The sequence below is a fragment of the Paenibacillus antri genome, from assembly GCF_005765165.1.
Lineage (GTDB): Bacteria > Bacillota > Bacilli > Paenibacillales > YIM-B00363 > Paenibacillus_AE > Paenibacillus_AE antri.
In genome coordinates this window covers 63,786-77,565 of the sequence record NZ_VCIW01000006.1, presented here as the reverse complement: position 1 = coordinate 77,565, position 13,780 = coordinate 63,786, and the positions used below count along the sequence as shown (strand labels likewise).

Below are 13,780 nucleotides of genomic sequence, written 5' to 3'. Positions count from 1 at the left end.
ATCACTTCCTAGTAAGAGTTATCGCGGAAGCGTCTTCTCAACTCTCGCCAGGTCGGAATCAACCATCAGTTGTACAAGTTGTTTGAAAGACGTCTTTTGCGGGACCCACCCTAACTGTGAAATGGCTTTCGTCGGGTCGCCTAACAGAAGGTCAACTTCAGCTGCTCTATAAAATTTCGGATCGACCTTTACATAATCTTCATAGTTTAAACCAACATGTCTAAATGCAATTTCACAGAACTCTCTAACGGAGTGCGTTTCGCCTGTCGCAATGACATAATCATCCGGTTTGTCCTGCTGCAGCATCAACCACATGCATTCGACATAATCCTTAGCGTAGCCCCAATCTCGCTTCGCGTCTAAATTCCCTAAACGTAGTTCATCCATTAAGCCAAGTTTGATTCTAGCAACGGCATCTGAAATTTTCCGGGTGACGAACTCAATTCCTCGTCTTGGGGATTCGTGGTTAAATAAGATCCCCGAACAGCCAAAGAAATCGTAACTTTCTCTGTAGTTAACCGTAATCCAATGACCATAAACCTTCGCTACCCCGTAAGGACTTCGCGGGTAGAATGACGTCGTTTCCTTTTGCGGAACCTCTACAACTTTGCCGAACATTTCGCTGCTTGATGCTTGGTAAAATTTAGCCTCGGGCTTTACCAAGCGTACTGCATCCAGCATATTCGTTACGCCGATACCGGTTGCCTGCCCGGTTAAAACGGCTTGATCCCATGAAGTACCTACAAAGGATTGGGCCGCAAGGTTATATACTTCGTCTGGATTGGAGATTTTTACAGCGCGAATTAAAGAATTGACATCCAATAAATCACCGTCAATGAACTCGACTTCGTTCATAAAGTGTTGAATATTTACATAATTTGGCGTGCTCGTCCGACGCTTCAACCCAAATACCTTATATCCCTTTTCTAACAATAATTCCGCTAAGTAAGAGCCATCTTGTCCCGTAATCCCCGTTACTAATGCGTGCTTTGCCATTCCCTCTACTCCCTTATTTATAAGTATTGTTCCAATTTCTGGAGTCTTAATTCTTTAAGTAACTTTTTAACTTCCTGAGCTTTATCTTTAGCGCATATTAACGTTACATCTTCAGTATCCACGATTATTAAGTCCTCCACGCCAAGCGTTGCAATTAATTTCCCATTACTTTCAATAATGCTTCGCTTCGTATCTAAGTTCAAAATGTTACCTCTAATAACATTCCCGTTTTCATCTAATTCGTCAATTCGTTCTAATGCCGTCCAACTGCCTACATCATCCCAACCGAAAATACACGGAATGACATATATGTCGTTGGCCTTCTCCATAATCCCGTAGTCAATGGATTGGTCCGGCATCTTAGGAAATTCATTTCGAATCACTTCAGCCTGAACCTCGGTTTTAAATGCAGCTCTCATCGTTTCGAGGACATCGTCCATCTCCGGCATCAGTTCTTTAATATATTGCCGGATGACACTTGTTTTCCAAATAAAAATACCGCTATTCCAATAAAATCTGCCGCTCGCGACATATTCTTCAGCAAGCTCGTAATTCGGTTTCTCCACGAATCGATTTACCTTGTATACGGAAGCGTCCTTAACTTTCCGTACGTCTTCACCGCTCTCAATATAGCCATAACCTGTTTCTGGATACGTCGGCGAGATCCCCAAAGTGACTAAATTATTCCCTTCCGCACTTATTTGTATAGCCGCTTTCAACACATGTACGAATTCTTTCTCGTCCTTAATGATATGATCCGAGGGCAATACTACCATGGTGCTGTCCGGGAACCGTTCCTCAATAAGAATCGAAGCGACCCCGACGCAAGGCGCAGTGTTCCGTCCAACCGGTTCGATTATAATATTATCAATTGGCAAATTAGGGATTTGAGCATGAATCAGTTCTGCGTATAGTTCATTTGTAACTACGAATATCTGGTTAATATTAATGATGTGTTCAAGGCGTTGTACCGTTTGTTGAATCATCGATTTTGAACCGGAGATATTTAAGAATTGTTTCGGTAAATTGGTACGGCTTTTGGGCCAGAACCGTTCACCTTTTCCCCCAGCCATAATCACTGCTGTTAATGTCACCCCTATACCCTCCCGTTACACTGTACTGCAAGATAATACAGCATTCGACATTATCATAACTATACTATTATATCCTTAGCAAGTTGCGATGCCAACAATAAATGGAAACCAATGAAACCCTTATGTTATAATTCATAGGTAATTTTTTCGCGCTACTAAACGAAACTTAATCGAACTATAATGGTAATTATAATGGAATGAGTATGTGTTCTCTATCAGCATTTCTTCCCACGAGAGGGGTTCCTAAGGTTGCGGCCGATGTTCGTAAATTTGGGGAATTTGTCGTCCCAAACAATAGAAGTCAATCAAAAAATCGAAAAAAAGAAAAATTTGTCGTTATGGCTAGGATTCACATTTACCGCAGTAGAGATGGCATGCCTTGCCTTCATATTTTTAAGCTTATACCAATTACGAATGGCATACGAATTTCAAGCCGACTTTACACTCTTGCAATGGCACGGCCCTAGATTTTTTCAGTACGGTTTGTTTTTTATTGCTTTCGCCGTTTTCTACCTTTTCTTTGTCTACAAAAACAAAATATTCAATTTCAGGGCAAGCCTTGGGTTGATGGATGAGTTATTTAAGACACTCCAAGCCCACTCTTATGCCCTATTGATTTCAATAGGGATTAGCTTCTTATTAAATTTCGACGAGTATTCGAGACTTGTCATCGTGAGTTTTTGGGTTACGGCGCTTATGGGATCGTTTTTGTTGAGAGGATCGAAAAGAATGATCTATTTCTCGCTGGCGCGGAAAGGATATCTCACCAAAAATGTGATTATCGTCGGTGCAGGGAAAATCGGCAAATTAATTATGGACGAATTCGGGGCTCACCCTTGGTTAGGATATCGCGTACTCGGATATGTGGACGATCAAGAAACGAGTTTGTACGATTCACACCAATGTTTAGGTACCACCTCGAGCCTAAAGAGTCTCGTCACTACTAATCATGTAGATGAGATTATCATTACGATCCCTTCGCAAAGAACTCTAGTCGATAGCATCATTAAAGATCTAAGGAAAATCTCAATAAATATTAAAATCGTACCCGATATGTTCAATTTAATGTTCAGTACGGTTCAGATTGGCAATATTAATGCACTGCCTGTAATGACGCTGATACGTACTCCCATGCAAGGACTAGGGTATGCGCTAAAAAGAATATTCGATGTAGTCTTATCCTCCATCGGGTTACTCATTATGTCCCCATTGCTCGGTTTAGTCGCCATATTAATAAAGTTAGAGGATGGCGGCCCTGTTCTTTATAAACAAATACGAATCGGGAAGAACGGGAAAATGTTCGGAATGTACAAGTTTCGTTCTATGGTTCGAAATGCCGAGCAACTGTTACCCCAACTTAGCGACAAGAACGAGATGGACGGGGCCGCTTTCAAAATTAAAAACGATCCAAGGGTAACTCGTATCGGGAGAATTCTGAGAAAATATTCGATCGATGAGCTTCCGCAGTTATTGAACGTTTTGAAGGGCAACATGAGTTTAGTCGGGCCGCGCCCTCCGCTTCCGAACGAAGTCGATTTGTACGGGGATTGGGAATGGAGACGACTCGAAGTCCTTCCCGGAATCACAGGGTTATGGCAAGTCAGCGGCCGGAGCGACCTCTCGTTCCAACAATGGATTAATTTAGACATTTATTATATAGAAAACTGGAGTCTAGGCCTGGATGTCAAAATTATGTTAAAGACGATCCCCGTGGTAATCAAGGGAGAGGGAGCATACTAACCATGAACATACTGGTCGATGCGCAACCGCTCCTCGGTCCTGCTACCGGCATCGCTCGATACGTGAAGAGCATCGGTGAACTCATGCAGGAAGATCCACATATTCAAGCTACGTTTTGGATCAATCGACTGGTGAAGAGCATCCACTTAGATGCGGGATGGCCTGTGCATAACAACCGATATCCATACAAATTAATAAGAAGGTTTATGAAACCGAATTTGCTTTACGATCTTCCAGTCGATGCGTTCGCCCGAACGAAATACGATTTATTTCACGGGACGAACTTTACGATCCAGCCGATCCGGAAGCGTTGCTCCGTCGTCTCGATTCACGACTTAGCATTTTTGAGAAATCCGAATACTACAAGCGCAAAAATATACGCCCATCACTCGAAATGGGTTCCCTACTCGGCACAGCGTGCGGAACGGGTTATCGCGATTTCGGAACAAACGAAAGAGGACATTGTCGAATTGCTTCATATTCCCGAAAGCAAAGTGGATGTGATTCACCTTGCGGCCGATAAAAAATTTAAGCCTGTTCCATCGGAAGCGGTCAGGGACACAATATGCAAATATAATTTGCCTGAAAGTTACTTCTTATTCGTGGGTACTCTGGAACCGAGGAAAAACCTGCTCGGTCTCCTTCAAAGCTTTAACCAATTGAAGAAAACATTCCATTCGGAAGCGAAACTGGTTATTGTCGGAGCGAAGGGCTGGAAGTTTGATCCTATATTTCAGTACGTCCAAGAACATGGGTTGCAACAAGAAATTTGTTTTACCGGATTCATTGCCGACGAGGATCTGCCTGCGATTTACACCGGGGCTCTGGCATTCGTCTTCCCCTCATGGTATGAGGGCTTTGGGATTCCACTCCTAGAAGCCATGGGTTGCGGGGTGCCGGTGATTGCTTCCAACGCCTCGTCGATTCCGGAGGTGGTCGGCGACAACGGGATCTTATTGCCGCCCGATGCATTCGAAGAATGGGCGGATGCTATGCGCCAATTCGAAATCGATTCCCGGCATAGGGATTCATATATCGAAAAATCATTGGAGAGAGCAACGCGATTCGGCTGGGAGCAAACGTACGAAAAGACGAAAAGTACTTATCGAAAGGCATTGGGGGGAAACCGGTGAAGGTCGCGATCGTACATGATTATTTAACGCAATATGGCGGGGCCGAGCGTGTGTTGGAATGCTTTATGGATTTGTTTCCTGACGCGCCTGTCTATACACTAATATGCGACAAGACTAAGATACCTGCACGGTTACAAAACGCCGATGTCCGCACCTCCTTCCTCCAGAAGATCCCGGGAGCAAGACATCATTACAAGAAAATGCTTTCCCTTCTTCCGTTAGCGATCGAGAACTTGGATCTTGGCAACTACGACTTAATCCTAAGTACCTCCAGCGCATTCGCCAAAGGGATCATTACGAACCCAAATCAACTTCATATTTGCTATTGCCATACGCCTATGAGGTATGTTTGGGATCTGTATCACGACTATTTGAAGGAGATTGGGACAAACCCGATCTACCGTTATGTTCTCCCGTTCGTGCTGCACCGTCTTCGGTTGTGGGATCAACTCTCTTCTACGAGAGTTGATCATTACATTGCGAATTCGAACAATGTCGCGAATCGTATTCAGAAATATTACCGCAGAGCGTCCGAGGTCATTCATCCTCCCGTCAATTTCAGCCAATTTACGATTTCGGACAAGCAGGAAGATTATTACTTGATCGTCTCTAGGCTCTTACCTTACAAAAGAGTTGACATTGTCATCGAGTCGATGAATCTCTCGCGTCAGCCTCTGATCATTATCGGCGACGGATACGACCGACAACGTTTGGAAAAGCTGGCCGGTCCGACGGTTACATTCCTTGGGGCACGTTCCGACGAAGAAATTGCGGATTACTATTCCCGTTGTAAAGCCTTTATCATGCCGGGCAACGAGGATTTCGGAATTACTCCGCTCGAGGCGCAAGCCAGCGGGCGACCGGTCATCGCATTCGGGAAAGGCGGAGCCCTCGAGACGGTCAAAGAAGGGGTTACAGGTACTTTCTTTTCGGAACAAACCGCCTCAAGCCTGTCTCAAGCCGTCGAGAAGCTCGATACGATGTCTTTTGACCCGGTAGAAATTCGCAGACATGCCGAATCTTTCGCGGATTATCGTTTTAAACAAAAAATACATGAGTATGTTCGCGGACATTATGAGGCCTTTATAAAAGGAGAAAGCTATGAATTTACAAGCAAACGGTCGTAAAGCGGATGCCAATCCAGAGAAATCATCGATTATCTATTGGCTTAGTTATGGGGTTATGTTTTTATTCTTGTTTTTTATGCCCTATCAGCGAGCACTTTTCAACGGTGCAAGCTCGGAGTTCGACGTCGACATCTTCTTTTCCCAATTGATCACTTGGACGTTGCTCTTACTGTTCAGCGTTTCTCTCTTTTACAACGTGCGAAAGAGAGGGAATGATTTCATAGTTTACTTGTTTCTTTTATTTCCACCATTAGCGTATACAATTTCGCATGTTCTCGGCGTGTCCGATTACTATTCCGGGGCTAGCTTATGGATCAACGTTCAGTATAGCACTATTTTTCTTGTAGGCATGTACCTGTCCCGACCCCATTGGGGGGCTGGACTATTGGAGAAGACGTTCCTACTTTCCGGTTCGGCCATTGTCCTGTTCGGATTTGCTAACTGGTTCGGCGATGCTTCGTTCTGGGGGTTATTTCGCTGGACGAACGAAAACCCGACGCTTTATCGAGATGCCGTGATGTTTACGGAGAACGGGTATCGTCTTACTTCCGCATTCCAATATGCCAACAGCTACGCTGCCTATTTGATCGCTCTCATGATCGGTGCTCTGCTCGTAACCGTACTTTCGAATAAGAGGGCTTGGACCATCTTCAGCTCATTGTTGTTGGTTCCTGCCGCTTTATCGTTCGTATTAACTTTATCGCGCGGAGGATTTATTGTCCTGCCGTTCGTCATTATTCTCGTACTTCCTTTGCTTTCCCTAAAGAAACAGATCATATCGATCATCTTGCTCATCGTTACGTCTATCGCATCGTTCTCCATTGTCCAACCCGTTACTCGGTTGGGAACGGAACTGCAGGCACAGTTCATAGCCCTGGAAGCGACCAAGGGGTGGCTTTTCTTATTGGCTGCTTCCATTGTCGTGATGGTTATCAGCTTATCCATAAGGAAATTTCTCGAACCTAAGCTGGATGTGGTTCTTCAGCGCCTTCATGAACGCAGAAGTTCCCGCATTTATCTACCAGTTCTCGGTGTCGTCGCGGGCATGATCGGTGTGTATTTACTTTTTGGTAACTCCGGATTTTCCTCCTTGCTTCCCGAGAATATCGGAGATCGGATCGAAAACATTAATTTAAATCAACACAGCGTGTTGGAACGGGGGACATTTTACCAAAACGCAGTTTCGCTTTGGAAAGATTATCCGGCATTCGGGGCAGGCGGCGGCGCCTGGCAATCCTTATATGAAAAATATCAATCGAATCCATATGTCAGCCGTCAAGCCCACAACTTTTTCCTACAAACACTTGTGGAAGTTGGAATCGTCGGACTGATTACGGTCTTGATCCTGTTCCTAGGTGTCGTCTACTTTTTCCTCCGGTCTCACTTTAAGAAGAACGAAGAGGAACAAGGAACATATCTGATTTTTTATGTCATCGTCGTCTCGATTCTCGCGCATAGCTTTATTGATTTTAATATGAGCTATGTTTATTTAGGCGCTCTCGTTTATTTATCCCTTGGCGCAATGGTTTCCGGGAGCGATCTCCCCTCCTTCCCGGTTCAGAAAAAGCTGGCGGAAAGCAAGTGGGCTTTCTTCCTGCCCAGTGCTTTGTTAGTGTCGTCGTTACTTTTCATCGTTCTTTCATTTAATGACCTATCAGGAAATCGATTGTACGAGTCTGCTCGCGCTAATGCCTCCTCCGGAACAGGCACTCTGCAGGAAATTTTAAACCCGTTGGATATGGCCATCAATAAGACCGGTCACCCGGAATACGTGGATCTCAAGCTGGCCTTGATGAACCAACTTTACAGTCAAACGAAAGACGAGAACTTCGCTGAACAGGCCGAGAAGCTACTTTCGGAAATGAAGCAAAAAGAGCCGTTCTATAAACCTTTTGTTTTTCGCGAGCTTCAGCTTCAGTTGCTTAAAGGAAAATACGAAGACGGTATCGCATTACTGGAGGCTTCCATCCCTCACTATCCATGGGACATGAGCTTATATGAGCAACTGGCTGCGGTTCACTTTCAATATGGCGTAACTCTCTTGAACGCTCAATCCGTAACCGAAGCCCAAGCACACTGGGATGCCGTGTTCGCAGTTCGGGACCGGGTGGAAGATAAAGCGAAAGAGCTTGAACATTTGCCCGAGGCCCAGCTTCAAGGCCGCGCGTTCGGGATCACCCCGGGGTTAGCATTATCGATGGGGCAAGTATACTTGTACCGAGGCGACGATGCGCAAGCAGAGCAGTATTTAGCAACCGCTCTCGATAAAACTTTTGATCAACAAGAAGATTTCACGGCCGCTATCTATTATTTAGGTTTGTTAAAGAAACAGGGCCGAACGGACCATGAGCTATTATCCGAACTGTTGATGAGAGTCCAAGACCCGCAACAAATCAATCAACAGATCGATGACATTTCAAAACAAGCGCCTATAAACTAGAATATTAGGAAACCCTATACGGTGATCAAACTCGGACTACTACCATAATTGATGACGCTAAGCTCGGCGTACACATACAAGAAAACCCGGAATACCGATTCATCGGCATTCCGGGTTTTCTTGTATGAGGGCTTTATATTCCATATTCAGCTTTCTTATCAGCAACGAGCGCCTCGTACAGAACTATATACGTATCAACAGCGGCTGTATCGTACTGATTGTCTTGAAGCGACTTCCTTAGGTTATCCATAAGGGAGTAGAAGGAGCTATCGCAGGCTGTAAACTCTGCCTCCCCTTGCGCGCGGAGCCTATCCTTTTCGGACTGTTCCGTAGCTGCCTCATATTGATCTTTGATGGTCGTAAGTTTAGCCATACACCCAGCCTGTAAAGCGATGATTTTGCTCTCCGCCTCGGATATGATGGAATCGTAGCTCGGCTTTACGACCCCTGTGCCGCCCCCACCACCGCCTCCGCCCCCGACTACTGGCGTCGGCGTCGGTTGTGTTGGAGCTATCGCTGGCTTCTTATCGCTCGTCTCCGGCTGATTCGTGGTATCCGGCGTCTTGCTCGCCTGCGCCTTCACAGTGACCTTAATCGCGTATGTCTTCGGGTCGAATTGGACCGTCTGACCTACCGAGTCGCTGAAGAAGCGCAACGGTACATAGACTTTGTTGTTATAGATAAACCCGGATTTGTCAGCGGCAGGCGTCTTCTTCACACCGTCGAACACATAAGTAATCGGCTTGGAGAATACTCCAATGGATTGAGTAACGACCGATTCTTGCGTCGGTGCGGTCGAAGACTCTACGGCATAAGCGGCGTTCGATTTCCGGATCGCTTCTTTCTCATTCTTCGACGGCTCGGTAACGTAGACCGTCATCGTGTTGCCATCCCAGGCTACGGATTTCTCGACGGCATTGGACATGAAGCGCAGCGGCACGTAGGTCGTGCCCTCATGGATAAAACCCTCTTCCCCTTTCGCGGGGGCTAATGCTTGTCCATTGAAAGTAAAGCTGATCGGAGCCTTGGCAATGGATATCGATAATTGACCTTCTGCGGCGTCATTCGCTTGTGCGACAGCGAACGCGCTTCCCATAACGATGGCGCTGGCAAGAACCAGCACGCCTCTCTTCAGATGATTCTTCATAATCTACTCCTTCATCGGTTCTGTGCTTTCTTTTACCTCGACATAGCTCTTTCCCTGGCTTAATCCGTATTTGGCGGCGATCGCGATGAGCTCGTTATACTCCTCTTCGCTTAAACGCGATAAAAAGGTGTCTCGAGCGGCTTTCTTCTCTTCGACTGTAATGCCGCCGGCAGCGATCGACGCGAATTCTCGCAGCTCCGCCGCGCTAAAATTGTCCATCAACACGCCTGCTACGGTCAGTTTCTCCCTAGCCGTTACGTTTTCCTGTACGCTTGCCGCCTGTTCCGAGCTGATATTCGGATCATAACCGACAGCCTCCTGCGGCTTGTCATTGTCCGACTTCCCTTGGGCCGGCTCAGGAGCTTGCGTCGCCGGTGAGGCCGCACCAGCCCCCGCCTCTGACTCCGAATCAGCGACGTTACTGGACGATGCCTCCAGGGGCATATCAGACGACTCTTCTTGCGAGACAACAGAGTCCGCCGTTCCCGGCTCCTCCAATGCCCCCTCTGTTGCGATCGGATCCGAAGGGACGACAGCAGTCATCTGCTTCAACGTATACGACACGGCCATATCCATGGCAACATACGCGCCGACGCCAACAATGAGCAAGGAGCCCGAGAGGATCCACACCCATCGGAATCTGCGCTTCCTTTTCATCGCTTCCCCTCCTGATTAAGATACATTCCCATAAGTCGGGACAATCGTCTTCAACAGCGAACGGATACTCTGTTGATCCTCCCCGAGCACTTGCTCTAATCGCTTTAGCTCGAACTCCATCTCGGTGCGACTAATGTTCGCGGGCCGACCGATAAATATCCGGTTATGCTTCGTCGAAGTAAGACCCTCTTCATCGGTTAACAACTCTTCGAATAACTTCTCTCCCGGACGAATGCCCGTAAACTCGATCTTAATATCCACATGAGGCTCCAAACCGGAGAAGCGAATGAGATCCTCCGCCAACGTGACGATCTTCACCGGCTTCCCCATGTCGAGAATAAACACCTCGCCACCCTCGGCGTAAGCGCCAGCTTGGATCACCAGTTGTACAGCTTCCGGGATCGTCATGAAGTAACGAACCATATCCGGGTGCGTTACTGTGACCGGCCCGCCTGCCGCGATCTGCTCCTTAAACCTTGGGATGACGCTCCCCCGACTGCCTAACACATTCCCAAACCGTACAGCGGAAAACTTCGTCTTGCTATGTACATTCATACACTGGATGACCATCTCAGCGATCCGCTTCGTGACCCCCATGATGCTCGTCGGGTTTACGGCTTTATCGGAAGAGATAAGAACGAATCGTTCGACACTGTAGAGATCGGCATACTCCGCAACGTTCCTCGTACCGAAGACATTGTTCTTAATGGATTCCGACGGGTTGCGTTCCATTAACGGAACGTGCTTATGGGCAGCTGCATGGAAAACAACCTGTGGGCGAAATTGGTTGAAGATCGTGTCGAGTCTCTTTCGATCTTGAACGTCCGCGATGATCGTCTCAATCGGACAGGCGACTTTCAGCCGCAAGAGCTCCGACTCGATCTGATAGATGCTATTTTCCCCGTGACCAAGGAGAAGGAGCTTCTTTGGTTGGAAGAAGGCGATCTGACGGCACAACTCCGACCCGATCGAGCCCCCGGCTCCGGTAACGAGTACCGTCTTATCCCGTATATAATCCGTAATTCCTGCCAGATCCACACTGACCGGATCCCTGCCCAATAGGTCCTCGACCTGAACATCTCTAATCGAGCTTAAGCTTACCTTCCCGGCCAAAATAGCGGAGAGTGCCGGAAGCATTTTCAACCGTACTCCTGTGTTTTTACATACCTCAATGACATCGGAGATTTGAGACTTAGATATCGAAGGCATCGCAATAATAATTTCTTCGACATGATATTTCTCGACGGTTGAGACAATAAGCTCACGACCGCCTAGGACCTGAATCCCTTGGACCTGCAAGCCTTTCTTCTTCGGGTCGTCGTCAATGAAGGCAACGGGGTATACCTCAGAAGCCAGGTTATTTTTCAGCTCCTTGACGATCGATGCTCCTCCATCGCCAGCGCCTATAATGAGCGCCGGCTTCTTCATCCGCCTCTGCTTAACGAAGTATGTATCTCGAAACATCCTCCATACAAACCTCGAGCCACCGACGAGAATCAGAACCGTCTGGAACGTACGCGTCAATACAGGGAAGTCTACAACTTCATGCATCGTAACCATCGTTGCAAGATAAGCTAGCAGAATCCCTATCGCTGTTGCCTTGACAATAGAAACGATTTCCCCAATGCTAGCATATCTCCAGGCCCGGTGATAAAGCTTAAAGTAGTAAAAGGATAGTCCCAGGGCGAGTATTGCCGTCATGCTAAACCCTACGACTTCTCCCCACAATGCAATCGGAATGCTCCCGTTGTTTCGAATCAAGTAGGATGAAACTACGGAGCTCCCAACAAAAATGCAGTCCAATGCAACGAGCAGCATAACCCTTACATTGTTATTCATAGGTATTTCGCCGTCCCATCTCTCTTTATGTCCGGACTATTGTACCACAACGGGACTCATTTTTGTTAATAAATAGAAGCAAGTAAAAAAGAGCAGCCGGAGCTACTCTTCTGTTGCACCATAGTAGTAATAGTATGCATCCGCATTTTTCCGGTCCATGTTATTTAAGACGACGCCTAGAATCCGTGCCTTCGCATGTTCCAAGCTGGCCTTCGCCTTCAGTGCCAAATCTCGCTTCGTATTTCCGGAGCTCAGGACTAACAGCACACCATCCGTTAATGTAGAGATGATCTGAGCATCCGCGACCGCCAAGGTCGGAGGCGAATCGATAATGATCGTATCGTATTGACTACGCAGTTCTTCGATCAAGTGGCTCATCCGCTTGGAAGACAACAACTCCGAAGGATTCGGCGGAATCGGGCCCGACGTGAGCACTTGCAAATTCGGCGTAGAGGTATCTCGAACCACGGACTCAAACCTGCTCTGGTTTGTTAAGACACTCGTAAGCCCGCCTCGATTGCTCAACATAAAGTAGTGGTGCATCGTCGGCTTTCGAAGGTCGGCATCGATAATCAGCGTCTTCTTCTCAGCCTGCGCGTATACGACTCCCAAGTTCGATGCTGTCGTCGACTTACCGTCCCCAGGATTGGCCGAAGTCGTCATGATGACTTGGATCGGACTATCCACCGCGGACAATTCGATATTCGTTCTTAGTTTGACATAAGCTTCAGAGATCGGAGACCTCGGGTTGTGTTGGGCAATGATTTTCCGTTTACTGCTCAAGGACGGCACGTTTGTCAGTCACCTTTCGTTTAGAACTTTTCGCCCCGTGGGTGAAATCTTCGTCTGTCGTCTTCGCGATCGCGGTCAAGGTCGGCAATCCGATTACCGTCTCGACATCGCGTTCCGTCTTAATCGTATCGTCCAAATATTCTAACAAGAAGGCGATCCCTAGCATAACCATCAAGGATACTACGAACGCTATCGCGATGTTCAACTTCACGTTGGGCTTCACCGGGGAAGGCGATGCATTCGATGGCGCTTCATTCAAGATGGAGACGTTGTCCACGTTCATGATCGAGGGGATTTCTCTTTGGAACACGATCGAGATTGCATTGACAATGGCTGCCGCGCGTTCATAGGAGCCATCCTCTACAACCAGGGTCATGACCTGCGTGTTATTCACCGAGCTAACACGCACCTTGTCGCTCAACTCGCCCGCGGTAAGTCCGAACTTGGGATGCTCGGACATCACCTTATCCATGATCGCTGGCGTCTTAATGATTTCCTTATATGTATCGATCAAGCGCAAGTTTAAGTTAACGGCATTCAGATCAAGCTGCTGCATTCCGGTCGCGGCTTCGTTCGACTGATTCACGATCAGCTTCGTCGATGCTTCATACACAGGCTTCAAGACATACATGCTTACGACTCCGGCCGCGATGCTGGCCAATACAACGACCGTCAGGATAAGCCACAATCGCTTCCGTACAATCTTTACATAATCCTTCAGTTCTAACTCCAGTTCCATGATGAAATTAACTCCCTTAACAGTCTTGTCCTCTCATTTTACACGATTATCAGATGAATGGATACGGGAATGAATA

General features: G+C 47.1%; 11 protein-coding genes. 4 read left to right on the top strand and 7 right to left on the bottom strand.

Features of this window, described 5'->3' with window-relative positions; all coding sequences use genetic code 11:
* Positions 1-18: 18 nt before the first annotated feature.
* On the bottom strand, positions 19-996 hold the full coding sequence (gmd, locus tag FE782_RS11585; protein ID WP_138194256.1) for a GDP-mannose 4,6-dehydratase: 978 nt from the start codon (positions 994-996) through the stop codon (positions 19-21).
* A 17-nt stretch (positions 997-1,013) separates the two neighbouring features.
* Positions 1,014-2,090 carry a mannose-1-phosphate guanylyltransferase gene (locus tag FE782_RS11580; RefSeq protein WP_202914517.1) on the bottom strand — a complete coding sequence of 359 codons (1,077 nt, stop codon included), beginning with the start codon at positions 2,088-2,090 and terminating at the stop codon, positions 1,014-1,016.
* A 258-nt stretch (positions 2,091-2,348) separates the two neighbouring features.
* Here FE782_RS11580 and FE782_RS11575 point away from each other — a divergent pair, with 258 nt between their 5' ends.
* Genes FE782_RS11575 through FE782_RS11560 form a run of 4 tightly spaced genes read left to right on the top strand, consistent with a single transcriptional unit; the run spans position 2,349 to position 8,530 of the window.
* Positions 2,349-3,830: a sugar transferase gene (locus FE782_RS11575; protein ID WP_238392456.1), complete on the top strand. Its 1,482-nt coding sequence runs from the start codon at positions 2,349-2,351 to the stop codon at positions 3,828-3,830.
* Positions 3,831-3,832: 2 nt separating this feature from the next.
* Positions 3,833-4,963, top strand: a complete 1,131-nt coding sequence (locus FE782_RS11570; RefSeq protein WP_138194255.1) for a glycosyltransferase family 4 protein — start codon at positions 3,833-3,835, stop codon at positions 4,961-4,963.
* The gene (locus FE782_RS11565; RefSeq protein ID WP_138194254.1) at positions 4,960-6,090 is read left to right on the top strand and encodes a glycosyltransferase; all 1,131 of its coding nucleotides are present in this window, start codon (positions 4,960-4,962) and stop codon (positions 6,088-6,090) included. Before FE782_RS11570 ends, FE782_RS11565 begins: the two co-directional genes overlap by 4 nt.
* Positions 6,065-8,530 (top strand): O-antigen ligase family protein, encoded by a 2,466-nt coding sequence (locus FE782_RS11560; protein ID WP_138194253.1) that lies wholly within the window; start codon positions 6,065-6,067, stop codon positions 8,528-8,530. The genes FE782_RS11565 and FE782_RS11560 overlap by 26 nt, the downstream gene beginning before the upstream one ends.
* A 133-nt stretch (positions 8,531-8,663) precedes the next feature.
* Here the strand turns inward: FE782_RS11560 and FE782_RS11555 are convergent, their stop codons facing one another.
* The 5 genes from FE782_RS11555 to FE782_RS11535 form a co-directional block, all read right to left on the bottom strand.
* The gene (locus FE782_RS11555) at positions 8,664-9,677 is read right to left on the bottom strand and encodes a stalk domain-containing protein (protein WP_138194252.1); all 1,014 of its coding nucleotides are present in this window, start codon (positions 9,675-9,677) and stop codon (positions 8,664-8,666) included.
* A gap of 3 nt (positions 9,678-9,680) precedes the next feature.
* Positions 9,681-10,334: a hypothetical protein gene (locus FE782_RS11550; RefSeq protein ID WP_138194251.1), complete on the bottom strand. Its 654-nt coding sequence runs from the start codon at positions 10,332-10,334 to the stop codon at positions 9,681-9,683.
* 15 nt (positions 10,335-10,349) lie between these two features.
* Positions 10,350-12,173 (bottom strand): nucleoside-diphosphate sugar epimerase/dehydratase, encoded by a 1,824-nt coding sequence (locus FE782_RS11545; RefSeq protein ID WP_138194250.1) that lies wholly within the window; start codon positions 12,171-12,173, stop codon positions 10,350-10,352.
* Positions 12,174-12,275: 102 nt separating this feature from the next.
* Entirely contained in the window at positions 12,276-12,965 is a 690-nt protein-coding gene (locus tag FE782_RS11540) for a CpsD/CapB family tyrosine-protein kinase (protein WP_138194249.1), read from the bottom strand.
* Positions 12,946-13,704: a YveK family protein gene (locus FE782_RS11535; RefSeq protein WP_138194248.1), complete on the bottom strand. Its 759-nt coding sequence runs from the start codon at positions 13,702-13,704 to the stop codon at positions 12,946-12,948. The genes FE782_RS11540 and FE782_RS11535 overlap by 20 nt, the downstream gene beginning before the upstream one ends.
* Positions 13,705-13,780: the final 76 nt, after the last annotated feature.